Raw genomic sequence first — 25,647 nt, forward strand, 5'->3', positions numbered from 1 at the left:
CACCCTACGAGACTGTGAATCTTTTGTACCGCGTGTCGGGCGAATGTGATTCTCTAGGCAGACTGATCTGCTGGAGAGGATGATGGCTGACGAGGGACTTTTTGGCGAATTGCCGGATCAGTCGGCGCCACGAACCGAAGCGGTGCCGCGGGGTGCACCTCGGCTGCGCGAGCCCGTGCGCAATCAGGTCGAATTGCGGGCGGTCGATATCGACAGCCTGATCGGGCAGGATCATCTGGCCCGGGTGATCTGGGCTTATGTCGAGGGGCTCGACCTGAGCGAGCTGGAAGATCGGGTTAAGGCACGGGAAAACAGGCCGGGCCATCCGGCGCCATCACCCCGGCTGCTGCTGGCGCTTTGGCTGTACGCCACGAGCGATGGCGTTGGCAGCGCGCGGGCGTTGGATCGGCTCTGCGACAGTCACGACGTCTACCGCTGGCTCTGCGGCGGCGTGTCTTTGAACTATCACACACTGTCGGATTTCCGGGTCGGCTGCGCGGACCTGCTGGACCGTTTGCTGGTCGAACATCTGGTGGCTCTGAATGAGGCAGGGCTGATTGATCTGGAGAAGCTGACCCAGGACGGGGTGCGGATACGGGCGAATGCGGGGGCCGGCTCGTTCCGGCGGGAGGCAACGCTCGGCCGGCAGATGGCCCAAGCGAAGGCTGTGGTGGAAGAGCTCAAGCGCGAGGTCGATGCGGATCCGGAAGCCAGCAGCCGGCGTATCAGGGCGGCCAGAGAGCGCGCGGCACGCGAACGCAGTGAGCGGGTGCAGGCTGCGCAGAGGGCTTTGGACGAGATCAAGCGGAAGCGCAAGCAACTCGACGAAAAAGGCGGCAATGGCAAAAAGCCGAAGGAGCCCCGGGCCTCCACCACCGACCCGCAGGCAAGGGTGATGAAGATGGCAGATGCCGGCTTCCGCCCCGCCTACAATGTGCAGGTGGCCAGCGCGGCCGGCGAACTGATCGTGGTCACGGTCGACATCGACAACAACGGATCAGATCGCGGCTTGATGCGGCCGATGCTGGAGCGAACGCGCACTCGGCTGAAGCGCTTGCCGCGTCGCTACCTCGCCGATGGCGGGTTCTGCAGCGGCGAGGACATCGAATGGGCGCACGGTGAAGGCGTCGAGGTCTACTGTCCTCCGCCCAACTCCAGGAGCGGTGTCGATCCCTTTTTACCTCGGAGCAGCGACGGTCCTGGCGTCGCGGCCTGGCGGGCCCGCATGGCCAGCGAAGCCGGCAAGGCACAGTACAAAGCCCGCACGATCTGCGAATGCATCCATGCCCGGTGGCGGAACTGGGACCTCAGGCAATTGACCGTGCGCGGCATCGAGAAGGTCCGTGCCGTCGTGCTCTGGTACGCCCTCACCAACAACATCCTGCAAGGACACCAACTGGCAAAAGCATAGACAGCACAGCCATCCCCCGGCGGTTCGACATCGACGGCCCCCGACATCAGCGCGGGCGCTACCCACTCTTTAATATCGAATGCGGAAATGACTCACAGGCTCTACGATATCTGCGCTCGTGGTACGCCGCAGAGCCGGGGCAGCGCTCTCGCGTTGCGGCGCGTCCGGGACACGAGACCCCGGCCGCGAATGGGTCTTGGCAGCGAGGCGACCGTCGTGACATGCTCGGCCTCAAACAAAGGCGCGGAGTGATCGCGCCGACAAAGGGGAGGGTAGACCGATGCGCTTCGTGGCCGCGTTGGGCGCGCTTGGCGCCGTTTCAATCCTGCTATCGCCAACCTTGTCGCCCGCCGCCGAGATGCGCGGCGTCACCGCAACCGAGATCAGGATCGGCCAGACCATGCCCTATAGCGGGCCGGTCTCCGCCTTCGGTGCGCTCGGCAAGGGCGAGGTCGGCTATTTCAAGATGCTGAACGACAAGGGCGGCATCAACGGCCGCAAGGTCAATCTGATCTCGCTCGACGACAGCTACGCACCGCCGAAATCGGTCGAGCAGACCCGAAGGCTGGTGGAGAGCGACGAGGTCGCGCTGATCTTCTCCTCGATCGGCACGGCGCATAACACCGCGATCGCAAAGTACCTCCAGTCTAAGAACGTGCCGCAGCTCTTCATCGGATCTGGCGCCTCGAAGTTTGCCGACATCACGCAATATCCGCAGGCGACCATGGGCGTGCAGGGTCCGTTCCGCTACGAGGCCCGGCTCTATGCGCGCTATGCATTGGCGAAAAACCCCAACGCGAAGTTCGCGGTGATCTCGCAGAACGATGATTATGGCCGCGACTATCTCGCCGGCCTCAAGGACGTGCTTGGCGAGAAATACGATGCCGTCGTCACCGTCGCGACCTACGAGATCCAGGACCCGACCATCGATTCCCAGATCGTCAAGCTGAAAGCCTCTGGCGCCGACGTGTTCGTGATCGCGGCGACGCCGAAATTCGCGGCGCAGGCGATCCGCAAGTCCTTCGAGATCGGCTGGCGTCCCATGACCTTCCTGTCCAACGTCGCGGTCTGGATCTCGACGGTGATGGAGCCTGCCGGCGTCGAAGCCGGCACCGGCATTCTCTCCACGGCCTATGTGAAGGACCCCGATGATCCCGCCTGGAAGGACGATGCCGGCGTCAAGGCCTGGCGCGACTTCATGACGAAGTATGTGCCTGAAGCCGACCAGCACGATACCAACTACGTCAATGCCTATAACAGCGCGATGGCGCTGGAGGCCGTGCTGAAAGCCTGCGGCGACGATCTGTCGACCGAGAACATCCTGAAGCAGGCATTTTCGATTCACGACCTCGAACTGCCGATGCTGCTCCCCGGCATCAAGATCAACACCAGCGCGACTGACCACGTCCCGGTCGACCAGATGCAGTTCATGCGCTTCAACGGCAAGACCTGGGAGCGCTTTGGCGAGTTGCAGACGGGGAATTGAGGGGGCGAAGCTCGCGAAACAACTCCGCTATCATAGGGTGGTCGACACGCCCGAAGGCATATGGTCGCCAGCTCTCGTGCCTCGGACCGGACGCGGTGCGGCGCGAAGTGCCGCTCCGCAGAGTCGGGGCCCAGCCAGCCGGGGCCACGTCTCCGCACAGCACCGGCTCCGCATTCACGACGCCAGCCGAAGCCAGACGTCCCGGCTCGCCAGCGTCCCGTCAGGCGTCGCAATCTCCAGGTCCACCACGTGCAGGGAGTGGTCCCCGTAGACATATTTCAGGTGCCAGATCAGCCCCAGGTCCGGCGTGATGACGAAATCATCGAGCCCGTCGGTGATCGCCCGCACCGCCTCCCGGTGCGTCAGGGGCGCCGAAAACATCGCATCGATCAGATTGGAGAGGCTCATGCCTTCGACCAGCATCATACGCGCGATGTCGTCACCATGGACGTGGCGGAGCGCTGAGACGATGACGGCGATGGCGTCCGGATTCTTCATGACACTGTTGGTTCCAGGCCAGCTAACGTAGCCCGGATGGAGCGGTAGCGTAATCCGGGATTGGTAGCTTAAAGAAGGCCCCGGATTGCGCTACCGCTCCATCCGGGCTACGGCCGCTCTGTTGCTGCGCCTCCCGTAACATCCCGCGCCTGCACCATCGCAATCTCCGCTTCGCGCTCCCTTACTTGCGCAGGCGCCAGACCGTCCAGCCGGGTTTCGATACGGCCTGCACGGGCTCCAGATAGTCCGGAGCTTCACCGCGGCCGAGATGTGCGGCAAGACCCTCCGGCGCGATGCGGACAAGATCCTCCTGATCGAAGGAGCCGTTGCAGGTCAGGATATAGTCGACTTGCCGCGCGCGCAGCATGTCGTGGGCGGCCTCAGGTGCTGCTGTCATCGCGTGCACCATGGCGAGGTTGCCGTCATTGTTGCGGTGATAGGGACCAGCGAAGACGGCGTGTTCCGTCGCCGCCAGGATCGCAGGACCGGAATCGATCGGCGCCATCATCCGTCCGGGCGGCAGGTCGGCGAGCGCTGCGGCGCTGGAGATGGTCTGGCAGGACGCCGCGGGATCAGGCATCGCGATCTTGGGTCCGCCTGTGCCGGCAGCGAACGCCGGCCAGACCGCAAGGCCGATGCCTCCAAGTGTGGCGGGCGACAGCAGCAGCGCGACGCGGACCAGCCGCGAACCGGCCACGATTTCAGTGCGAAGCCGGACAATTCCGGCGACGCATAGCGGGGCGGCGACGATGTTGGCGGCAGCGGCGCCGCGCAATTCCCACAGGCTCTCGCCGCACAGCGCCGCGAGCGTGATGGTCGAGACGATCCAGCGAAAGCGCATTTGCGGCGTGCAGCCGATCACGGCGGCCGTGCACAGGCCGAGCGTCAGCAATGGAAACGCGTAATAGCCGAGCAGCTTTTGCGGCTGCATCTGTGCCAGTTCGCTCACCGACATGGTCTCGACGACGCGGCCAAGCCAGAAGCTGACGAGCAGGGGGTCGACCTGCGCATAGGGCGAGGCAACGCAGCTCGGATACGATCTGTAGAATGCGCCGAGCAGGAGCGCACCGGCAATCCCGCTCGCCGCGAATCGCGTCCACACGCCGTCGCGCATGCGGGCAACACCGGCAACCGCGAGCAGGGCGACGCCGCCGCCCGCACACAGCAGCAGGACAGGCCCGCCGAAGGCATCGCAGACCGGCCTGGTGAGACTGTTGATCGGCAGCAGCAGCAGCGCCAGCAGCAGCGAGGAGCCGGCAAGGCCCGCACCAAAGGCGCAGGCGGGGCGCAGGACGTCAGTGCCTTTCCACACCAAGAGCCCCACAACGACCGCGCTCGCCATGGCGATGGCAGGCAGCATTTCCAATCCGACCGCCAGCGAAAGCGCGCCGCACAACCCGGCCAAAGCTGCCCTGTCCGCACGGTGTTCCAGAGCACAGATGCAGAGCACGAAGCCGAGCAGCAGCACGATCTGCAGGTTGTGATGGTCGATCGCGCCGGCCCGGAAGTGGATCAGGGCGGGGATCGACAGCGCCGTGACCACAATCGCCGCAAGCTGTGCCCGCTTCCTGTCTTCAGGGGCGCAGGCCTGGCTTGCGATCCTCGCTGCGAGCCACAGCGCCGCGCCCATCAGCAGCGACGGCCACAGCACCAGCGTCAGCACTTCGGCAAGATGCTGGCCGAGCAGCGGGCGCAACACGAGGATCAGCACGGCCAGGGGCGCATCGACGATGCGGGACCAGTGCATGGCAATTCCGGGCGGGTCGAGCCGGTATTGGGTCAGGTCGAACCAGCCCTGGCCGGCCAGAAGATCACGCACCTCGACCAGACGCAGGGCGTCGTCGGTCGACAGCGTGTCGAACACACCGGTCTTGATCGCGGGAAGTCCGAGCGCGACCACGATCATTGCCCAGACGATCGCAAGCACGATCGCTGGCTTCGGCTCTGTGGTCGATCGTGGCGGCGACATTGTCCGGCGTCTCAATTTGAGTGCGTGGACATGGGCGCGTTGCCCGCGCTCGCCTCGTCATCCCGCACATGGATCACGGCGATGTTGTCGGCATAGAGCCGTTTCCAGCCCTTGATATGATCGAGCACCTGGGCGGCGGGGCTGTCGGCGACCAGCAGCGTGGCGTCGATCTTGTACTCTTCGAGCAGCCGCGTCAGATTATCGAGCTTCTTGACCTCGATCGCCCTAAAGAAGTCCATCACGAACTTCTCGCCATAGAGCTCGGCGCGGCCGTCGACGAAAACAGGGATGTCGCGCGAGATCAGGTAGCCGCCGAACTGGTAGGCATTGAAGATGCGCTGCGCCTTGCGCTGCTGCAGCAGATCGACGGCGGTAACTGGCGTCTGGTCCATCGTGAAGGTGAAGCGGTGATGCGACATGTAGACCGAGGTCGAGGTCCAGGCCGCGGCTGCGATCATCAGCGCGCCCATGACAGTGACATAGCGCGCCGCCGGGCTCTCGTTGCCTTGCTCAGTATCTTGCGGAGCTTGCGGCAGCGGCGACTTTTCGCCGAGCGGCTTTGCCAGCGCCAGCGGCACCAGGAAGGCAAAGGCCTCGATGCTCCTGACATGGGTCAGCCCCATCCAGGTGAACAGCAGGACCAGGAGAATGCGCGGCGGCGACAGCGTCAGGCCGCGAAACAGGCCGATCGCGATCAGGCCAAGGATCGCGCCTTCGAATGCGGAGAACGAAGCGAAATTCGCCGGCATCCATTCCGAGATGACCGACAGCAATTCGCCGAGATTGAGGATGTTGGTCGCGCCCAGCAGCGTGCGCCAGCCATAGGGCGTGACGCAGGCAGCGATCATCGCGGCGACGCCGAACAGGAACCAGCGCGCGAGCAGGCGGATCTGCTTGGCCGAATCCAGCGTCCAGATCGCCTCTAACGCCATCGGTCCGATCAGCACGAGGCCCAGCACGAAGCCGCCATGCAGGTTCGCCCACAGCGACATCAGCGGCAGCCACGCCCAGGACGGCGTGACCTTGCGGTCGGCGGCATTCATGAGAATGCCGACCCAGGCGATCATCACCGGCAGCGCCAGCATATGGGGCCGCGTCAGGATGTGATGCAGCGACAGCAGCACCGCCAGCATCGCGAACAGCACCGAGCGCGGAATTTCGAGATGGGCGTCGAGCAGATGGACAAAGATCGCAACTGACGCCGCAATCGCAAGCGCAGTGAGGATGACAGGCCCGGCCCAGTCCCATTGCGCGAAAGTGATGGCGTACAGAATTTGCGACAGCCAGGACGTCGAGATCCAGGGCTCGCCTGGCCGCGTGAAGGAATAGAAGTCGGTATAGGGCAGGGCGTGGTGATCGAGGATCCACTGTCCGATCTTGATCTGCCAGAACGAGTCGGAGTCCTGAAGCAGCGTGTCGCCGACATAAAGGAAGAAGAGATAGGCGCCCGCGCCGGCACACAGCGGCACCAGCGCTCGCGCGCGGCTCTGCACGGCGATGCTGTTGGTGAAGGAAAGCGACATGCCGCCTCGTCTTGTTCTTGGGTGTGTTTTCTTGGGTGTCTTGGCCGAGCGGGCGGCATTGGACCATGGCGGTCATAACTTTCGAGTAAATCGTCTCGATCACTATTTTTGCGTCCGCGCAATTTAACCGGTTGTTTTCAATTTCGGTTTACCATCGGCCAATACATGCCATTTGTTCCCGGTTTACGCAGTCGAATTAACTGCGACGCAAGTCTTTGCCTTTACGTTCAGTTCCATGGTCGGGCGGCGCTGGGAAGCCGAAGAAACCAGACCAGACCAGTTGAAGCCTCGTGTACTTTTTGGAGCAGTCTATGAAGAACCTCGTTTCGCGTTTCGTGAAGGACGAATCCGGCGCCACCGCCATCGAATACGGCCTGATCGCCGCCGGCATCGCGCTGGCGATCATCACCGTCGTCAACAACCTCGGCTCGACCCTGAACACCAAGTTCGGCTCGATCTCGACCAGCCTCAAGTAAGCCAGAGACGAATTCAGAGCTCAGAGCCCCGTCCTCGGACGGGGCTCTTTTCGTTTGGGTTGGCATTGAAGGTCTCGTAGGGTGGGCAAGGCGACAGTGTGCCCACGTCACGTAGATTGTCCGCACGTGTATCCCCGCGTCATNGCAATCCAGACTATCTCCGCGGAGGGCTTGCTGGATTGCTTCGCTGCGCTCGCAATGACGAGGACGCGGCAGCCACCTGGCGCAACTACGGAGAGATGGTGGGCACGGCGCTGCGCGCCTTTGCCCACCCTACGAGAGCTGCTGTTGTGATTGATAGCGGCGTGACGCACAGCCGCCCGCGCTTTTATTCCGCGAGACTCGGCTGCCACACCGCCGGCGCTGCCGGGACCCGCGGGGTGCGGTTCATCCATGCCAGATAGGCCTTCGCCGCCCAGATCGAAGCTGCCGCGAGCGCAACACCACCAGCGACGTCGACGATGTAATGCGCGCCGATGACAGGCGTTGCCGCGATCATCATGAGGTTGAGGGCGGCCGCAACACCGCCGATGCGCCGCACCGGCCACAGCGCCCACATGTAGAACACGGCGGATGCGGCATGGAAGCTCGGGAACGAGACGATGCCGGACAGGAAGAACAGTCGCAGCTCGTGCAGGCTGCCGTCGCGTAAGCCCAGGATATCGCGCAACTGTCCGGCGTAGATCGCGGTGTTGATGTCGGGGATTTGGGCCGCGGGCAATTGCAATCCGTAATAGGTGCCGATCGCCGGCAAGAGTGCCGAGACCGCGATGGTGACGGCAAGCCCAAGACTCATTGCCAGCATGAACAATTGCAGCCGCACATAACGCGCCGTCAGCGTCAGCACGACGGGCACGAACAGCAGGGGCCATTTGATCAGGCCGTAGCTGCGCGACAGGATGTCGGCGAGCCAGGGGTGATCGTTGACGAAGCGCGCGATCGGCTCGGGATCGAGGCCGAGTGCGCGATCGATCGCGAGCAGCGCCTGGTCCTGCAGCGGAAAGCCCAGTATGCCGGCGACGTAGCTGAGCGGTCCGACGATCGCGCAGGTGATGATCACCTGGCCGATCGTACCAAGCGAGAAGATCAGCTTCGGATCGGCAAGATCGCCTTTGGCGATGCGGTGGCGATAGGCGATGCCGACCAAGAGTGCGGCGATTGCCAGCGTAACGCCATAGGCGACGGGCTCGAGCCTGAGGCCGGTGACGGATAGGCCGAGCACCAGCAGGCCGCCCATGATCGCGATGGGAAGCCAGTTCAAATGGAAGAGCTGCCAGGCGGTCTTGGCGTCCGTGTCGAGCATGGCTGCACCGGGTTGGATCGCAGCGACAGTCACTGACCGCCTTTAAGACCGCGGTAAAAAGTGTGGTTAGCCGTTCACCAATGGATTCCCCGCACTTTGAGCGGTTTGCAATGCAGCGTTTCGCGTGTGAGCGCTTTTGCTGCTTGTCATCCACCCTGAATAGTTGTTCAGTCCTTGCGGGGCGATTTGCAGCGAATTCAGTGACGAAGCGTTCGGCCGCGGGGCGTGCGGCAGGCGTGGTGGGACAGGAAGCGCGCCATGGTTTATCGGCGGACGCATCAAGTGGTTAAGCGCCTTGCGGCTCGGCGCAGCGCCATCCTGGCGGCGGCAAGGGAAGCCGCAGCCGAAGGCGGCATGGCGGCGGTGCAGATCGCGCCGGTCGCCGTCAGGGCCAATGTGGCGGCCGGCACCGTCTACCGCTACTTCCCCTCCAAGGCCGAGCTGATCTCCGAACTGATCTCGGAAGTCTCCCGCGACGAGCTCGCGGCCATCCGCCGGGCGGCTGATGCCGCGCCGGGGCCGTCCTCGGCGCTGGCGGCGGCCGTGACCACCGTTGCGGTCCATACGCTGTCGCAGCGCCGCCTCGCCTGGGGCATTTTGGCTGAACCTGTCGATGTCGATGTCAGCGCCTCCAGGCTGGCCAGCCGCCGGGAGATCGCGGGCGAGATCGCCGGGCGGATCGACGCGGCGGTGCGCGCCGGCCATCTGCCGGCGCAGGACACGGCGCTGGCCGCAACTGCGCTGCTGGGTGCGCTGCATGAGGCCCTGGTCGGTCCGCTCGCGCCCGACAATCTCGAAGATCCCGTCAAGATGCGCGACGCTGTCCAGACCGTGACGCTGCTGGCGCTGCGCGCCGTCGGCGTCATGGACGCCCGCGCCAGGGGGCTGGTGGTGCAGCAGACCTTGCTGCCGACGACCAAGGCGCTGGTCGGGGCCTGAGAAGACCCGGCCCCGCCCAGGCATTTGCCTGAGCTGGCCTTTTCCCAAAGCCCGCGCAAGGCAGCCGGATTCAGCCGGCTACTGTGCATGGGGTTGTTTTCGGAAGTGTGCGTTGCCGGCCGGCGGCCGCCTCACATATTGGCGTCGCCCTCGGGGCCGACGGAGGCGATGCGCACCATGTTGGTGGTGCCGGGAATGCCGAGCGGCACGCCGGCGACGATGATCACGCGCTGGCCGGCGCGGACGAAACCGTCGCGGAAGGCGATCTGGCCGGCGCGGCTCACCATGTCGTCCTGGTCGCGCGCATCTTCGGCCACCACGCAATGCACGCCCCATACGGCAGCAAGCCTGCGGCCGGCGGTGATGTTGGGCGTGATCGCCACGATCGGCGGCTTCGGCCGCTCGCGCGCCACGCGTACCGCGGTCGAGCCGGATGAGGTCCAGCAGATCAAGGCGGGCAGGTCGAGCGTCTCGGCGATCTGACGCGCGGCGTCCGCGATGGCATCGCCTGCGGTGGATTCCGGCGCGGGCCGCTGGGCGGTGATCACGGACCGGTAGGTCGGGTCGCGCTCGACCTCTTCGCCGATGCGGTTCATGGTCGAGACCGCCTCGACCGGGAATTTGCCGGCCGCCGATTCCGCCGACAGCATGATGGCGTCGGCGCCCTCATAGACGGCGGTGGCGACGTCGGAGACCTCGGCGCGGGTCGGCACCGGCGACTGGATCATCGATTCCAGCATCTGCGTCGCGATCACCACCGGTTTGCCGGCGCGGCGCGCCATGCGCGTCATCTGCTTCTGCAGGCTCGGCACGCGCTCGAGCGGCAATTCGACGCCGAGGTCGCCGCGCGCCACCATCAGCGCGTCGGAGGCCTCGATGATGTCGGCGAGGCGGTCGATCGCCTGCGGCTTCTCGATCTTGGCCATCACGGCGGCGCGGCCGCGGATCATCTTCTTGGCTTCGATCACGTCGTCCGCGCGCTGCACGAAGGACAGCGCGATCCAGTCGACGCCGGTGACGAGGGCCGCCTCGAGGTCGGCGCGGTCCTTCGGCGTCATCGCCGAGACCGGCAGGTCGGTGTCGGGCAGGCTGACGCCCTTGCGGTCAGACATCTTGCCGCCGACCACGACGCGCGTGACCGCGTGTTCCTTGGTGGTCTCCTCGGCGATCAGCCGCACCTTGCCGTCGTCGAGCAGCAGGGCATGGCCAGGCCGCAGCGCGGCCAGGATCTCCGGATGGGGAAGGTTGACGCGGGTGGCATCGCCCGGCGCCTTGTCGGAATCCAGCGTGAAGGTCTGCCCGTTTTGAAGCTGCACCGCGCCTTCAGCGAAGGCGCCGAGGCGGAGCTTCGGGCCCTGGAGATCGACCAGGATGCCGATCGGGCGGCCGTAGCTGCTCTCGACATTGCGGATCGTCGCCACCAGCTCCCGCATCTTGTCATGCGGTGTGTGGCTCATGTTGATGCGGAACACGTCGGCGCCGGCCTCGAACAGGCGGCGGATCATCGCGAGGTCCGACGAGGCAGGTCCGAGAGTCGCGAGAATCTTGATACGGCGAAGACGCCTCATGGCTTATTCCCAGACGGTGGCGAGGGGGCTGGCGGAAGGCCAGGTGCGGCGGGGGGCGTACCACCGGGCGGACTATTGGGCAAACCCGGGACGCCGCCACCAGGGCCGACAGGGCCGGGCATGCCGGGGACACGCTGCTGCGTCGAAGGCTGCTCGTTGGCGTCGGTGAGCTGCACCGTCCAGGCTCGCTGCTCGCCGGTGTCGACCTCGAAATAGCCGGTCCGGTCATAGCCGCGCGCCAGGCAGTCCTCGGTGCCGCGGATGGTGAATTCCTTGTCGCGCGAGCACATGAAGGCCTGCCCCGACCATTCGCCGCCGCGGTCATAGTCGATGGCGTAGATGTAATAGTAGCGGGCGACCAGCGTACCCCGCAGCAGGGTCTCGCAGGAGCGGGACGAGATGTTCCACCAGCCCTCGGTGGTCCAGCCGTCGGCGTCCTTGTAGCCGAGCGCGATACCGACCCGGCTTGAGGTGTTGTTGCAGAGGCGGAAGTCGGCCGAGGCCGGGCTGGTCCAGAGGCACAGCAGCGCAACGGCCAGCACCGGGACTATCAGGGTGAGCAGGCGAAGGGGGGAGCGGGGAGATTCGGCGATCATTGTCGCGGAACGTATACCAGATGATTGACGATTTGGCGTAGGCCCGGGGAACTGCCCATTTGCTGGCCCAGCCGCCGTTTGCGCCGCGATATGGCAAAATCTGTGACAGCACCCCACCTGATCCCGTAAGGGTGACCACCATCAAGGGGCACAGCCGAGGATTCCTGCCATGGCCATCGACGACAAAACCAGAACGGAACTCGAGGCGGCCGCGTTCCGGCGGCTGGTCGATCACCTGAGGACGCGAACCGACGTCCAGAACATCGACCTGATGAATCTGGCCGGATTCTGCCGCAACTGCCTGTCGAACTGGCTCAAGGACGCCGCGGATGCCCAGGGCGTGAGCTTGAGCAAGGATGAGAGCCGGGAAGCCGTCTACGGCATGCCCTACGAGACCTGGAAGGCGAAGTACCAGGGTACGGCGAGCCCCGGGCAGCTCGAGGCGATGAAGAAGGTCCATCCCCACAATCACTGAGCGTTTCGTTCCGTCATTCCGGGGCGATGCAAAGCATCGAACCCGGAATCTCGAGATTCCGGGTTCGCCCTGGGGGCGTCCCGGAATGACAACATCATCTCCTGTGGGCGCGCTGTGGACGAGCGCGATGCTTGCTTGAACGCGGCAGGCGCCATCCCTAAGGGTCTATCCAGCACGCGCGGTGGATGCCGGCGTCACCCCGTTTTGCCAGTTCCATTGGGAGTACCAAGATGGCCACCTCCGCCGCCGTCCGCGACGACGAGCCCGCGACGAAATTTGCCAAGGACCAGCTCAAATCCATCATCGAGCGTATCGAGCGGCTGGAGGAAGAGAAGAAGGCGATTTCCGACGACATCCGCGACGTCTATGCCGAGAGCAAGGGCAACGGCTACGACGTCAAGGCGCTGCGCACCATCGTGCGCCTGCGCAAGCAGGACCCCAACGAGCGCGCCGAGGCCGAGACGATTCTCGAGACCTACATGCAGGCGCTGGGAATGATCTGAGGCGTTCGCGCTTCAGGCACCATTGCCGTAGCCCGGATGGAGCGCAGCGAAATCCGGGGCCGTCGTTGTTCGCGGCACGAATCCCGGATTGCGCTGCGCTTCATCCGGGCTGCGAGAGGGTGAAGGCGATCCGTCTCAGCGCAGCGCGGCCGTGCGCATGACGAACGACGTCGTCTCGATCTTCGTGGTCGCGCTGCCCGAGAAACTGTCGCAGGACAGGCCCTGCATCGGATCGTCGGTGAAGCCCATTGCGACCACGGCCTGCGGCTTGACGAAATAGGCGCGCATCGCCGCCATATCGAGCTCGCCCATCAGCGTCACCGACATCGCGCGGCTGGCGCTCGGCGACAGCATCACGATCTTGAGCCAGATGCTCTCGCCCTTGGCGGCGGAGAGGCGGGTTGCGGTTGCGATCATGCCGTCGGTGCTCTTGCCGACGACGCTATTGATCTCGGTGGCCGGCGCACCGTTGCGGGCCGTGGACGCCGGACGCGCGCCGCGCGGGAACGGCGCCGAGGCAGCGACGACGCGGGCCCGCTCGACGGGCGAAGCAGAAGCGGGCGCAAAGGCCAGCGCCTGATAGGCGGCACTGGAGACGCTCGCGGTCGGTTGCGGATCTGTCGCGGCGGCAAGCGCCTGGCGCGCCTTCAACGCGGCGATCTGCGCCGGCGTCGCCTGCTGCGGTGTGGCCGGAGCATCCCAGAAGCCGCGGGCATTGATGATGTCGGCCGGGGATTCGAGCTTGCCGGCTGCCGGCTTGTCAGCCACGGGCTCGGGCTTCGGCTCGGCTTTCGGTTTGGGCGGCGCAACGAGCTGGGCATCGGCCGAGGCGAGCTGGATGGCGGAGACGGCGGACGGCTTGGCGCGCGGCGTCGGTACCGGATCGGCGGGCTTGCTTGCGGCGGCGACCACGGTCGGCGTGGCGGGCTTGGCGGTCGGGGCGGGAGCGCCCTCGTCATCCTCATCGGCACTGGCTGCCGGAGCCTGCTTGCCCCTGCTGAACAGGGAGGCGAAGAAGCCCGGCTTGCTGGCGCCGTCGTCGCCATCGCCGCGCCGCTCGATCTCGGCCTTGGCCAGCTCATAGCCCTTCAGCGGCACCCCGTCGGTCGGCAGATGCACCGTCTTTCCGTCCGGGAAGACGCGGGCGAGCTGGTCATGCGTCATGCGCGGCCAGTGCCGAATGCTGCCGGTGTCCAGATGCACGAAGGGCGAGCCTGATGTCGGGTAGAAGCCGACGCCGCCCCGCTGCAGGCGCAGGCCGGCGAAGCGGATCTGCTCCAGCGGCACGCCCGGAATGTAGAAGTCCATCGCGTGGCCCAGCATGTGCTGGCTGAACCGCGCCACGCCCGAGGAGCGGCGGCGGAGCATGGCGTTGGTGGCGGGGGAGCGATAGGAGGAGATGATCTGGATCGGCTGCTTGCCGTCGACGTCGCGATAGACTTCCCAGAGGATGTCGAACAGGTGACGATCCATCACCGTCTCGTCCTGGGTGCGCCAGTCGCGCAGGAAATGGTTCAGCGTCTTCAGCGCGGCTTCGTCGTAGCGGCCGTCGCGCTTGAAGGTGACGGTGAGGTCTTCGCCGGAATGGGTGTGGTGGAAGGAGAGGGTCTTGGTTTCGTTCAGCGCAGCAGCGTTATGAACCGAGCCGGCAGCCGCAAGCAGCACCAGCGAGGCGAGGCCGATCCGAGATCCGACCTTCACTCCCGCATGGGACAACGACAACGCAGCGAATTTGCGTGCGAAACCAGTCAGCACGTATGAGCCCACCCAGTCGACGAGCGTTCAATGGACTCTCCCGCCAACCCCGTTAGCGCGCGAAAGAGGGTGAACGCTTTCTTAAAACGAGAAGGTTAATTCGAGGTTGACCTTCCCGCCCCCAAACCAAGTCAGACGACAATCCTAAGCGGTTGAGTGTGGCAAAAAAACGCCAGCAGCCGGAACTCGGGCGGACAATGGTTAACGTTAAGCAACCCTATCCAGAGGAAAGGGTCGCTGATTTTATTGAAGAAATTAGGGAGTTGAGGCGCGGGACCTGATCTCAGCGGGTAAACACCCGCTGCGGCCGACGGCCGACCGGAGCCGGTGGTGGGGTCGGAGCCCCTCCACCGAACAGCCGCTCGAAGAAGTTCAGCCCCGACGAGCCGCCATTATTGGCGAACGTCACGCCTGACGGCAGCGTCGTTGCCGGGCGCGAATAGCTCGGCTGCGAATGGGCGACGACGTTCTCGAGGTCCTTGCCGCGGCCGTTCTTCAGGATACTGATCATGGTCGCGTCGCGGCCATAGACGTCCTTGCGGAATTGCAGCTTGCCGCCATCGTCCACGAACGCGGTTTGGTAGGTGATGTTGACCGGGATCGGCGTCGGGAATTTCAGGTCGATCTCACCGGAGCCATACATGCTGCGCACGCGCTCCGGGGTGTAGTGCTCGTTCGGCATGGTAATGTTGAGCAGCACCGAAGCGTACTGATCCGGATTTTGCACGCGCATGCAGCCATGGCTGAAGGCGCGATCTTCCTTGGCGAACAGGTGCTTGTCCGGCGTGTCGTGCTGATAGACCAGGAACTTGTTCGGGAAGTTGAAGCGGATGCGGCCGAGCGCGTTGGCTTCACCGGGCGGCTGCGAAATGTGCACCGAGCCGTCGCGGTTCTGCTCGAGCCTCAGGCCCATGCGCTGAAGCACGGTCGGGTCCTGCTGCAGCGCCGGCAGATATTCGCCGTAGACGATCGACGGCGGCACGTTCCAGGTCGGGTTGACCGTAATGTACTTCATCGTCTCGGTCAGCAGGGGCGTAGCGTGCTGGCCCGGCTTGCCGGTGACGACGCGGGTGGTCCAGACCTGCTGGCCGTGCTGCATCACCTTCAGCGTGTAGTCGGGAATGTTGAGGATGACATAGGCATCGCCCAGCGAGGGCACGCCGAGGTCGCGCGGCAGCCAGCGCCAGCGCTCCATGTTCACCACCACAGTGTCGATCTGCTTGTCGCGCTTCGGGCTGTTCAGGGCCTTGACGGTCGGCGCGTCGAGCACGCCGGTCGCCTTCAGCTCGGCACCGTCCTGGAATTTGCGTACGGCTTCGGCAACCGTTGCGTCATAGTGGTCATCGCTGGCGTTCTCGGTGATGCCGAGCTTGGCACGAAGCTGTGGCACGCGCGGATCCTGCACGACGATTTCAGCCTGCTTCTTACCCTTGGCGGGGGTGTATTTCAGCGCGGGGCCGTCGGTGATCTCGATTACCGGACCGTCGCCCTGGCCGCGCAGCTTGGCGAGCTGCGCCTTCAGCTCCTTGTAGAGCTTCTGCGGCGGATTGTAGCTGTCGAGCGCGGCGGACGCGTCAGCCGCCGTCGTGACCTTGGTGATCACCTCGCTCGGATCGATCGGATGCTCGGGATAGAGGATATCTGCGCTGACCTGCGACCAGTGCATGCGGCCGCTCTGCGCCTGGCGCGCATAGTCGAACATGCTGGCGGTGAGCTTCAGCTCGGCATCGGCGAGCGCATCAGGCGTCGTGGCGGCGCCGAAGTCAGGCACCGGATAGTCGGCTGGATTGAGGCCGTCGGAAGCCGCGTCCTTCAGCCGCGCGATCACGCCCTTGGCCGCGGCGGTCAGGCTGCCGGCTTGCGTCCAGACCGGCGCAAAGTCGCGGGCGCCATAAAACTTCTCGGCAGCGGCACGTTCGTTCTTGCGGTCGAAATGGCGCGAGGTCTTTGAACCGAGGATGTCCTTGATCTTGTCGGCGACCGGCTGGTCGGCGGCAGGAACGTTGCTCGCGGCCTTGACCGGCTCGGCGGCCGGGGTTGCGGCTGCCGCCGCAGGTGCAGCGGGAGCGGCAGTCGGCGCGGTGGCCGTGTCAGCCTTTGCCGGTTCAGATCTGGCGGGTTCGGTGGTGGCCGTCTCGCTCTTCGCTGTGTCGGCGGCGGGCGTCGTGGCGATGTCGGCAGGTTTGGTCTCCACCTTCTCCGCGGCCGGAGCGGCTTCGGCCTTCACAGGCTCCTTGACCACGTCCTTCGGGCCGTCCTGAACGGTGGCGGTGGTGTCCAGCTTGATGTCGGATGCGGTCGGGGGCGGAACGTTTGCGGGCTCGGGGCGCGGGATCGCGGCTTCGATCGCAAGTTCGGCAGCGCTGCTGCGCGCCTGATCCTGTGCCAGCGCCGAGCCGGCCGACACCGTGAGGAAGGTCGCTGCAACCGCCGCCAGAACGCGGTCAAATCCTGCACGGTGGTTCAAACAGTCACGCATTGTCTCGCACCCCTCGGGTGAACTGTCCCTCGTGGAACAGCTTTCGTTTTCGCCTAATTGAGCTTCGGCTAAATCGCGCCGGCCTCTCGAAACTTGCACGCCTGCACGCAACGATTCCTACGCAGACGATATACAGGCCCCGTTCTTGCAGCTAGCACTACCCCGGGAAACTGACCACAAACTGACTTCAAGACAGACCGTTTGCAACGGATTGTGCGGTTTCACCGCACGCTTTTCCGGCCGTCTGTCACTTCCAAGTCACGGTTTCAGCCGAAGCCGAATTTTGCCGTAATTCAACGGGTTGCAGGCGCATCGCTGAGGCGCGCGAACCCCTGTTCGCATGAGGTTCAGTGCGTCTCCTCGCCGCTTTTCCCGCCATGTCCGGGAACCCCGGCTTCGTCGAGCTTGCGGTACAGCGTGGACCTGCCGATCTTGAGTCGGCGCGCCACCTCCGACATCTGTCCGCGGTAGTGCGAGATCGCAAAGCGGATGATCTCGCTCTCCATCTCCTCCAGCGGGCGAACATCGCCGGTCGGGGTGAGCATCGAGAGCGACCCTGTCTGAGGCAGCGGCGCGATGGGTATTTCGCTACCCGACACCACGGAGGGCGCTGCGATCGGCTCGATCATCAGCGGCGCGGTCGGGATCTCCGTCGCCGAATGCGGATGCGAGCCCGGCAGCGGGAAATCGTCGAGACCGAGCTGGTCGCCCTCGCTCATCACCACCGCGCGGTAGACGGCATTCTCGAGCTGGCGGATGTTGCCGGGCCAGTCGAGCTGGGTGAGATGCGCCACGGCCTCGCCGCTGACGCCGGAGATCGCGCGGTTCTCCTCGGCGGCAAAGCGCGCCAGGAAATGCCTGAGCAGATGCGGGATGTCCTCGCGGCGGGCCTTGAGCGAGGGGATCGTCAGCGGCAGCACGTGCAGGCGATAGAACAGGTCTTCGCGGAAGTGCCCTTGCTTGACCCGGTCCAGAAGCTTGCGATTGGTCGCGGAGATGATGCGGACGTCGACCTTGACGGGTTTGCGGCCGCCGACGGCCTCGACCGCGCCCTCCTGCAGTGCACGCAGGAGCTTGACTTGTGCAGTCAGCGGCAGTTCGCTGACCTCATCCAGAAACAGCGTGCCGCCATGGGCTTCGAGGAATTTGCCGGTGTGCCGTTCGGTTGCGCCGGTGAAGGCGCCCTTCTCATGGCCGAACAAGATCGACTCGACGAGATTGTCGGGAATCGCGCCACAATTGACCGCGACGAAGGGCTTGGCCTTGCGCTCGCCGCTGCCATGGATGGCGCGCGCGAACATCTCCTTGCCGACGCCGGACTCGCCTTCGATCAGCACGGGGATCGATGAATTTGCTGCCTTCTGGGCCGCGCGCATCACCGGCGCCATCGCTTCGGCGCGCGTGATGATGTCGGAGAAGGTCAGCCGGCCCTCGCGGCTGTGACGGATGCGTTGCAATTCGCCCTTGAGCGCGGAGGCATTCAGCGCGTTGCGAAGCGAGACCTGAAGCCGCTCCATTCCGACCGGCTTGACCACGAAGTCGGCCGCACCGGCGCGCATTGCCGAGATGACGTTGTCGATGCCGCCATGGGCGGTCTGTACGATGACGGGCACGCTGAGGCCCGCCTCGCGGATTTTCGCCAGCACGCCCATGCCGTCGAGGCCGGGCATCACGAGATCGAGGATCACCGCGTCGATCGCGGGGGCGTCGGGACCGGTGAGGGTCGCGATCGCGGCATCGCCGGATTCGACGACGACCGTTTCATAGCCGCATTTCTGCACCATGTTCTCGACCAGGCGGCGAGCTACGGCGTCGTCGTCGGCGATCAAAATACTGGCAGCCATGGTGCTCCCCGCACGCTACTACTATCTGTCTCGAATCGGGTCACTCTGGCCGAAGCCGATTAACGCACTCTTAAACCTTGATGCCCCCGCCCGCCGCAGCGATCGTTGAACACAGGTTTCCCACACAATGAAGTCGCGCTCCAAGACTGCTGTCCGCAAACCAGCCACTAAGACATCCGCCGCCAAGACATCCATCGCCAAGACATCCATCGCCAAGACATCCGCTGCCAAGAAATCCGCTGCCAAGGCAAAACCCTCCGCAAAGCCTGTGAGCAAGACGGGCAAGCTTCCGGAGTGGAACCTCGCCGATCTCTATTCCGGGATCGACGCGCCGGAAGCGGCGCGCGATCTCGAAAAGATGGATGCCGATTGCGTCGCGTTCGAGACCGACTACAAGGGCAAGCTCGCAACAGGCACAGCAAACGAAGATGGCGGAAAATGGCTCGCGGAAGCCGTGCGGCGCTATGAGGCGATCGACGATCTCGCCGGCCGTCTCGGCTCCTATGCCGGTCTCGTTCACGCCGGCGACAGCGTGGACCCTGCGATTTCAAAGTTTTACGGCGATGTCTCCGAGCGGCTGACAGCGGCCTCGACGCATCTCTTGTTCTTCGCGCTCGAGCTCAACCGTATCGATGACGATATTTTGACCCGCGCGCTGCAAGCCCCTGAGCTCGCGCACTATCGTCCGTGGATCGAGGATCTGCGCAAGGAGAAGCCGTATCAGCTCGACGACAAGCTCGAGCAGCTGTTCCTGGAAAAGGCGCAGACCGGCTATTCGGCCTTCAACCGTTTGTTCGACCAGACCATCTCGAGTCTCCGCTTCAAGGTCGGCGCCAAGGAACTGGCGATCGAGCCGACGCTGAATTTCCTGCAGGACCGCGACGGCGCCAAGCGCAAGGCCGCGGCGGAAGCGCTGGCGAAAACCTTCAAGGCCAATGAGCGCACCTTTGCGCTGATCACCAACACGCTCGCCAAGGACAAGGATATCTCCGACCGCTGGCGCGGTTTCAAGGATGTTGCTGATTCCCGCCATCTGAACAACCGCGTCGAGCGCGAGGTGGTGGATGCGCTGGTCGCCTCGGTCCGCGCGGCCTATCCAAAGCTCTCGCATCGCTATTACGCGCTGAAGGCAAAGTGGTTCGGCAAGAAGAAGCTGGCCTATTGGGACCGCAACGCGCCGCTGCCCTTCGCCGCGACCGATGTGATCGGCTGGCCCGATGCGCGCAACATGGTGCTGACGGCCTATCGCGGCTTCTCGCCTAAAATGGCCGACATTGCCGAGCGCTTCTTCACCGATCGCTGGATCGACGCGCCAGTGCGGCAGGGCAAGGCGCCCGGCGCATTCTCGCATCCGACCACGCCGTCGGCACACCCTTATGTGCTGATGAACTACCAGGGCAAGCCTCGCGACGTCATGACGCTCGCCCATGAGCTCGGCCATGGCGTGCACCAGGTGCTGGCGGCCAAGAACGGCGCGCTGATGGCACCGACGCCGCTGACGCTGGCGGAGACCGCGAGTGTGTTCGGCGAGATGCTCACGTTCAAGCGGCTGCTTGCCCAGACCAATAATACAAAACAGCGCCAGGCGCTGCTCGCCGGCAAGGTCGAGGACATGATCAATACCGTGGTGCGGCAAATTGCGTTCTATTCCTTCGAGCGCGCCGTTCATACCGAGCGCAAGAACGGCGAGCTCACCGCGACACGGCTCGGCGAGCTCTGGCTGTCGGTGCAGGGCGAGAGTCTGGGGCCCGCGATCGAGATCAAGGCGGGTTACGAGAACTACTGGATGTACATCCCGCACTTCATCCATTCGCCGTTCTACGTCTACGCCTATGCCTTTGGCGATTGCCTCGTGAACTCGCTCTATGCGGTTTACGAGCATGCGGCCGAAGGCTTCGCCGAGCGCTATCTCGACATGCTCGCCGCCGGCGGCACCAAGCACTATTCCGAGCTGCTGCGGCCGTTCGGGCTCGATGCCAAGGACCCCAAGTTCTGGGAGGGGGGCCTCTCGGTCATCGCCGGCATGATCGACGAACTGGAGGCGATGGGCTGAGGGCGAAGCGGGCTTCCTAACCGATTGGGAATCCAAATGAACTGATTTGCGGGAAAACCGCGCCTCGGTGCCGTTGCCCTGCCCGAAGGTTTAAGGTATCCCAGCCGAAGAATTCGGCTTTCGACTGGGGACATTCCATGGCTGACCATAGCGAAGTGGCGTACAGCACCGCCGACGGCAACGACTACGTCGCCCACGAGCAGACCTATGAGGGCTTCATCAAGCTGGTGAAGTACGGCACCGCCTCGGTCGCGCTCATCGTCATCCTGATGGCGATCTTCCTGACCTGATCCATCGCCTGTTGCACCGACATCGTCGTCGGTGCTCATAAAATTTGCATTCAAGCCGGTGCCAAAACCGGTATCCAACGTTGCGGGAGTGACGCTAAGTTCGCGTGCGCGCTTTGTCCCGCGTCGCCGGAGGGCCTATGAAGATCGCCGTTGCCAAGGAAATCGATCCGTCGGAGCCGCGCGTTGCCGCTTCGCCTGATACGGTGAAGAAGTTCAAGGCGCTGGGCGCCGAGATCGCCGTCGAGCCGGGCGCCGGCGTCAAATCGGGCCTGCCTGATTCCGAATTCGCCGCAGTCGGCGCCACCGTCAGCGCCGATGCGCTGAAAGATGCTGACATCATCATCAAAGTGAAGCGTCCGGAGGCTTCCGAGCTGTCGCAATACAAGCGCGGCGCGCTGGTCATCGCCATCATGGATCCCTACGGCAATGAAGCTGCGCTGAAGGCGATGGCCGAAGCCGGCGTCTGCGCTTTCGCGATGGAACTGATGCCGCGCATCACCCGTGCACAGGTCATGGACGTGCTGTCCTCGCAGGCGAACCTTGCCGGCTATCGGGCCGTGATCGAGGGCGCCGAGGCCTTCGGCCGCGCCTTCCCGATGATGATGACCGCGGCCGGCACCGTGCCTGCCGCGAAAGTGTTCGTGATGGGCGTTGGCGTGGCCGGCCTCCAGGCGATCGCAACCGCGCGCCGTCTTGGCGCCGTCGTCACCGCGACCGACGTGCGACCTGCGACGAAAGAGCAGGTGGAATCGCTCGGCGCAAAATTCCTCGCCGTCGAGGACGAGGAGTTCAAGAACGCGCAGACCGCCGGCGGTTATGCCAAGGAGATGTCGAAAGAGTACCAGACCAAGCAGGCCGCGCTGACCGCCGAGCACATCAAGAAGCAGGACATCGTCATCACCACCGCGCTGATCCCGGGCCGTCCGGCGCCGAAACTCGTCTCGGGCGAGATGGTCAAGTCGATGAAGCCGGGCTCGGTGCTGGTCGATCTCGCCGTCGAGCGCGGCGGCAATGTCGAGGGTGCCAAGGCGGGTGAGGTCGTCGACATCGATGGCATTAAGATCGTCGGCTACACCAATGTCGCGGGCCGCGTCGCGGCCTCGGCCTCCAGCCTCTATGCCCGCAATCTGTTCTCCTTCATCGAGACCATGGTCGACAAGAAAGAGAAGAAGCTCGCCGTCAATTGGGACGACGAGCTGGTCAAGGCCACTGCGCTGACCAAAGATGGCGCCGTCATCCACCCGAACTTCCAGCCGAAGGTGTAAGGAGATCCGTCATGGAGCATGCTGCACAGGTCGTCGACCCCTTCATCTTCCGGCTGTCGATCTTCGTCCTCGCCGTCTTCGTCGGCTATTTCGTGGTGTGGTCGGTGACGCCGGCGCTGCATACGCCGCTGATGAGCGTCACCAATGCGATCTCCTCGGTGATCGTGGTCGGCGCGCTGCTTGCCGGCGGGGTCGCCAATGTCTCGAGCGGTTCGGGCTGGGCGCGCGCCTTCGGCTTCGTCGCGCTGATCTTTGCTTGCATCAACATCTTCGGCGGCTTCCTTGTCACCCAGCGCATGCTGGCGATGTACAAGAAGAAGTCGAAGTAAGCGGCCACCTCGGGCTGATGGGATCAATGGGGACCTGAGATGAGCGCCAATCTCTCTGCATTCTTGTATCTCGTGGCGGGGGTGCTGTTCATCCTGTCGCTGCGCGGGCTGTCGAGCCCGGCCTCTTCGCGCCAGGGCAATCTGCTCGGCATGATCGGCATGGCGATCGCGGTTGCGACGACGCTTGCCAACCATCCGCCGGCCGACGGCCTCGCCTGGGTGCTGGTGATTGTCGGCATCGCCATCGGCGGGNCCGTCATCGCCCGCCGCGTGCCGATGACCTCGATGCCGGAACTGGTCGCCGCCTTCCACTCGCTGGTCGGCATGGCCGCGGTGTTGGTCGCGGCGGGTGCATTCTATGCGCCGGAGGCCTTCGACATCGGCACCCCCGGCAACATCCACACCCAGAGCCTGGTCGAAATGTCGCTCGGCGTCGCCATCGGCGCCTTGACCTTCACCGGCTCGGTGATCGCGTTCCTGAAGCTGTCGGCCCGCATGAGCGGTGCGCCGATCATCCTGCCGGCGCGGCACGTGATCAACGTCGCGCTCGCGGTCGCGCTGGTCGCCTGCATTGTCGGGCTCGTCGTCACCGGCAGCCCGGTGTTCTTCTGGCTCAACGTCATTCTCGCGCTGGCGCTCGGCGTGCTCATGATCATCCCGATCGGCGGCGCCGACATGCCGGTCGTGATTTCGATGCTGAACTCCTACTCCGGCTGGGCCGCGGCCGGCATCGGCTTCACGCTCGGCAATTCGGCGCTGATCATCACCGGCGCGCTGGTCGGCTCGTCGGGCGCGATCCTGTCCTACATCATGTGCCACGCGATGAACCGGTCCTTCATCTCGGTCATCCTCGGCGGCTTCGGCGGTGAGACCGCTGCGGCCGGTGGGGCTACCGGCGAGCAGAAGCCGGCAAAGCTCGGCTCGGCGGACGATGCCGCCTTCATCATGAAGAACGCCTCCAAGGTCATCATCGTGCCCGGCTACGGCATGGCGGTGGCGCAGGCCCAGCATGCGCTGCGCGAGATGGCCGACATGCTGAAGAAGGAAGGCGTCGAGGTGAAATACGCCATTCACCCGGTCGCGGGCCGCATGCCCGGCCACATGAACGTGCTGCTGGCCGAGGCCAACGTGCCCTACGACGAGGTGTTCGAACTCGAGGACATCAACTCCGAATTCGCGCAGGCCGACATCGCCTTCGTGATCGGCGCCAACGACGTCACCAACCCGGCGGCGGAAGAGGACAAGACCTCGCCGATCTACGGCATGCCGGTGCTGCAGGTCTGGAAAGCCGGCACGGTGATGTTCATCAAGCGCTCGCTGGCGTCGGGCTATGCCGGCATCGATAATCCGCTGTTCTATCGCGACAACACCATGATGCTGCTCGGTGACGCCAAGAAGGTCACCGAGAACATCGTCAAGGCGATGTAACCAGCGAGGGGACCGTGGCCCTGAACAAGGAGTGGCACCGGTCCCATCGCATGCCGACGAAGGCGACGCGCGAGCAGCGCATCGCCTGGCACGTTGCTCATGCCGCGGCGTGCGGTTGTCGCGAGATCCCCCTGGGCATCCGGGCCGACGTCCTCCAATTGCTCAGGAGCCGTCGCAAGCCCTGAACTCAGCAATGACGGGGCTGCGATCACATTCTGAAATAGATCGCCATCATCCTCGCGGCCGGCTATTGCGTTTCATCAACGGCTCTTGAGGGCTGACGGGCGCGATCTTCTCGCGCATAATCGGTGCGTTCAACCAAGGAATGGCCTGCATGAGCGCACACGGACCGATGCCACGGTCGTCCTGGGTCTTTCCCGCGCTGGCGGTACTGCTGTTCCTGGTCGTCACCGTGACCGGCTACAGCTTTACGCTATCGACCGGCGGCGGCGTGTTTGCGATCGTCCTGCTGGTGATCCTGTTCGGTACCGTGTTCGCGGCCGTGCATCATTCCGAGGTGATCGCGGAGCGGATCGGCGAGCCGTTCGGCACGCTGCTGCTCACGCTTGCCGTGACCATCATCGAGGTCGCGCTGATCACCACCATCATGCTCGGCGACAAGCCTGCGCCGGAGCTTGCGCGCGACACCGTGTTCGCGGTGGTGATGATCGTCTGCAATGGCCTCGTCGGCCTCTGCGTGTTCATCGGCGGGCTGCGCTACCGCGAGCAGGGATTTCAGGTCTCCGGCGCCAACGTCTATCTCAGCGTGCTGATTGCGCTCGCGACCCTGACGCTGATCATGCCGAACTACACGCTGACGACGCCGGGGCCGGTCTATTCGACGCTTCAGCTCGGCTTCGTCGACCTCGTGACCATCGTGCTCTATGGCGTGTTCCTCTACACCCAGACCGTCCTGCACAAGGACTATTTCGTCCATGAGCGGACCGAGGGCGAGGGCGGCGAGGCCCATCTGCCGGGCAAGCTGCTGGCGCTGAGCATCGTGCTGCTCCTGATCTCGCTCCTGGCCGTCGTGCTGCTGGCCAAGAAATTCTCGCTGGTGGTGGATGCCGTCGCCGACAGGATCGGCGCTCCGCCAGCCTTTGCGGGCCTCCTGGTCGCGCTGCTGATCCTGATGCCAGAAGGCGTTTCCGCGATCACCGCGGCCCGCAAGAACGACCTTCAGAAAAGCATCAACCTGGCGCTGGGATCCTCGCTGGCGACCATCGGCCTGACGATTCCGGCGGTCGGGCTCGCCACTTATGTGATCGAGCAGCCGCTGGTGCTGGGGCTCAATGCCCAGAGCTCGGTGCTGCTGTTCCTGACATTCTTGCTGAGCATGCTGACCTTCGGCACCGGGAGGACCAATGTCCTGTTCGGACTGGTCCATATGGTGGTATTTGCCGTCTACGCGTTCATGGTCTTCGTGCCCTGAGCCGATTCGCCTTAAGCGAGGTTCT

Annotated in this window: 22 protein-coding genes and 1 pseudogene; 14 read left to right on the forward strand and 9 right to left on the reverse strand. The window is 64.4% G+C overall.

Annotated features, from left to right (window positions below; genetic code table 11):
• Positions 1-79: 79 nt before the first annotated feature.
• On the forward strand, positions 80-1,411 hold the full coding sequence (locus AOQ71_RS35540) for an IS1182 family transposase (protein ID WP_057742559.1): 1,332 nt from the start codon (positions 80-82) through the stop codon (positions 1,409-1,411).
• 280 nt (positions 1,412-1,691) lie between these two features.
• A complete protein-coding gene (locus AOQ71_RS35545) occupies positions 1,692-2,897 on the forward strand; it encodes an ABC transporter substrate-binding protein (RefSeq protein WP_057757273.1) in 1,206 nt (401 codons plus the stop codon).
• Positions 2,898-3,071: 174 nt separating this feature from the next.
• Here the strand turns inward: AOQ71_RS35545 and AOQ71_RS35550 are convergent, their stop codons facing one another.
• The 3 genes from AOQ71_RS35550 to AOQ71_RS35560 form a co-directional block, all read right to left on the reverse strand.
• Positions 3,072-3,395: a hypothetical protein gene (locus AOQ71_RS35550; RefSeq protein ID WP_057757275.1), complete on the reverse strand. Its 324-nt coding sequence runs from the start codon at positions 3,393-3,395 to the stop codon at positions 3,072-3,074.
• 181 nt (positions 3,396-3,576) lie between these two features.
• Entirely contained in the window at positions 3,577-5,364 is a 1,788-nt protein-coding gene (locus AOQ71_RS35555) for a hypothetical protein (protein ID WP_057757277.1), read from the reverse strand.
• Positions 5,365-5,375: 11 nt separating this feature from the next.
• The gene (locus tag AOQ71_RS35560; protein ID WP_057757279.1) at positions 5,376-6,887 is read right to left on the reverse strand and encodes a hypothetical protein; all 1,512 of its coding nucleotides are present in this window, start codon (positions 6,885-6,887) and stop codon (positions 5,376-5,378) included.
• 311 nt (positions 6,888-7,198) lie between these two features.
• On the opposite strand from AOQ71_RS35560, the gene AOQ71_RS35565 reads away from it, so the two are divergent.
• Positions 7,199-7,363 (forward strand): Flp family type IVb pilin, encoded by a 165-nt coding sequence (locus tag AOQ71_RS35565; protein ID WP_057757281.1) that lies wholly within the window; start codon positions 7,199-7,201, stop codon positions 7,361-7,363.
• 328 nt (positions 7,364-7,691) lie between these two features.
• Here the strand turns inward: AOQ71_RS35565 and AOQ71_RS35570 are convergent, their stop codons facing one another.
• Positions 7,692-8,666, reverse strand: a complete 975-nt coding sequence (locus tag AOQ71_RS35570) for a phosphatase PAP2 family protein (RefSeq protein WP_057757283.1) — start codon at positions 8,664-8,666, stop codon at positions 7,692-7,694.
• Between the two features lie 258 nt (positions 8,667-8,924).
• Here AOQ71_RS35570 and AOQ71_RS35575 point away from each other — a divergent pair, with 258 nt between their 5' ends.
• The gene (locus AOQ71_RS35575) at positions 8,925-9,605 is read left to right on the forward strand and encodes a TetR/AcrR family transcriptional regulator (protein WP_057757575.1); all 681 of its coding nucleotides are present in this window, start codon (positions 8,925-8,927) and stop codon (positions 9,603-9,605) included.
• 131 nt (positions 9,606-9,736) lie between these two features.
• Here AOQ71_RS35575 and pyk read toward each other — a convergent pair whose 3' ends face one another.
• Together pyk and AOQ71_RS35585 are read right to left on the reverse strand one after the other, a co-directional pair.
• Positions 9,737-11,173: a pyruvate kinase gene (pyk, locus tag AOQ71_RS35580; protein ID WP_057757285.1), complete on the reverse strand. Its 1,437-nt coding sequence runs from the start codon at positions 11,171-11,173 to the stop codon at positions 9,737-9,739.
• A complete protein-coding gene (locus AOQ71_RS35585) occupies positions 11,170-11,769 on the reverse strand; it encodes a DUF1036 domain-containing protein (RefSeq protein WP_057757287.1) in 600 nt (199 codons plus the stop codon). The genes pyk and AOQ71_RS35585 overlap by 4 nt, the downstream gene beginning before the upstream one ends.
• A gap of 169 nt (positions 11,770-11,938) precedes the next feature.
• Here AOQ71_RS35585 and AOQ71_RS35590 point away from each other — a divergent pair, with 169 nt between their 5' ends.
• Positions 11,939-12,244: a DUF1244 domain-containing protein gene (locus AOQ71_RS35590; RefSeq protein WP_057757289.1), complete on the forward strand. Its 306-nt coding sequence runs from the start codon at positions 11,939-11,941 to the stop codon at positions 12,242-12,244.
• Positions 12,245-12,474: 230 nt separating this feature from the next.
• Entirely contained in the window at positions 12,475-12,747 is a 273-nt protein-coding gene (locus tag AOQ71_RS35595) for a DUF2312 domain-containing protein (RefSeq protein WP_008546273.1), read from the forward strand.
• Positions 12,748-12,882: 135 nt separating this feature from the next.
• Here the strand turns inward: AOQ71_RS35595 and AOQ71_RS35600 are convergent, their stop codons facing one another.
• From AOQ71_RS35600 to AOQ71_RS35610, 3 genes are all read right to left on the reverse strand, one after another.
• Positions 12,883-14,502, reverse strand: coding sequence for a peptidoglycan L,D-endopeptidase MepK (locus AOQ71_RS35600; protein ID WP_245317332.1), 1,620 nt, complete (start codon positions 14,500-14,502; stop codon positions 12,883-12,885).
• A 283-nt stretch (positions 14,503-14,785) separates the two neighbouring features.
• Positions 14,786-16,981 carry a L,D-transpeptidase family protein gene (locus AOQ71_RS35605; RefSeq protein ID WP_057757294.1) on the reverse strand — a complete coding sequence of 732 codons (2,196 nt, stop codon included), beginning with the start codon at positions 16,979-16,981 and terminating at the stop codon, positions 14,786-14,788.
• Positions 16,982-17,328: 347 nt separating this feature from the next.
• A complete protein-coding gene (locus AOQ71_RS35610) occupies positions 17,329-18,825 on the reverse strand; it encodes a sigma-54-dependent transcriptional regulator (protein WP_057757296.1) in 1,497 nt (498 codons plus the stop codon).
• Between the two features lie 127 nt (positions 18,826-18,952).
• On the opposite strand from AOQ71_RS35610, the gene AOQ71_RS35615 reads away from it, so the two are divergent.
• The 8 genes and pseudogenes from AOQ71_RS35615 (at position 18,953) to AOQ71_RS35640 (ending at position 25,622) form a co-directional block, all read left to right on the forward strand.
• The gene (locus AOQ71_RS35615) at positions 18,953-20,878 is read left to right on the forward strand and encodes a M3 family oligoendopeptidase (protein WP_057757298.1); all 1,926 of its coding nucleotides are present in this window, start codon (positions 18,953-18,955) and stop codon (positions 20,876-20,878) included.
• Positions 20,879-21,015: 137 nt separating this feature from the next.
• Positions 21,016-21,168, forward strand: a complete 153-nt coding sequence (locus AOQ71_RS35620; protein WP_018317799.1) for an aa3-type cytochrome c oxidase subunit IV — start codon at positions 21,016-21,018, stop codon at positions 21,166-21,168.
• Between the two features lie 137 nt (positions 21,169-21,305).
• Positions 21,306-22,433 carry a Re/Si-specific NAD(P)(+) transhydrogenase subunit alpha gene (locus AOQ71_RS35625; RefSeq protein WP_057757299.1) on the forward strand — a complete coding sequence of 376 codons (1,128 nt, stop codon included), beginning with the start codon at positions 21,306-21,308 and terminating at the stop codon, positions 22,431-22,433.
• An 11-nt stretch (positions 22,434-22,444) separates the two neighbouring features.
• Entirely contained in the window at positions 22,445-22,762 is a 318-nt protein-coding gene (locus tag AOQ71_RS35630; protein WP_014492434.1) for a proton-translocating transhydrogenase family protein, read from the forward strand.
• Positions 22,763-22,801: 39 nt separating this feature from the next.
• Positions 22,802-23,014, forward strand: a 213-nt coding sequence (locus AOQ71_RS49135; RefSeq protein WP_245317333.1) for an NAD(P)(+) transhydrogenase (Re/Si-specific) subunit beta, incomplete at its 3' end; no start/stop codon positions are given.
• A gap of 1 nt (position 23,015) precedes the next feature.
• A pseudogene (locus tag AOQ71_RS35635) lies at positions 23,016-24,190 on the forward strand (NAD(P)(+) transhydrogenase (Re/Si-specific) subunit beta); the annotation flags it as partial.
• A gap of 14 nt (positions 24,191-24,204) precedes the next feature.
• Positions 24,205-24,375: a hypothetical protein gene (locus AOQ71_RS46475; protein ID WP_167354014.1), complete on the forward strand. Its 171-nt coding sequence runs from the start codon at positions 24,205-24,207 to the stop codon at positions 24,373-24,375.
• A 149-nt stretch (positions 24,376-24,524) separates the two neighbouring features.
• Positions 24,525-25,622, forward strand: coding sequence for a calcium:cation antiporter (locus AOQ71_RS35640; RefSeq protein WP_057757577.1), 1,098 nt, complete (start codon positions 24,525-24,527; stop codon positions 25,620-25,622).
• Positions 25,623-25,647: the final 25 nt, after the last annotated feature.

Source organism: Bradyrhizobium manausense, assembly GCF_001440035.1.
Classification (GTDB): domain Bacteria; phylum Pseudomonadota; class Alphaproteobacteria; order Rhizobiales; family Xanthobacteraceae; genus Bradyrhizobium; species Bradyrhizobium manausense.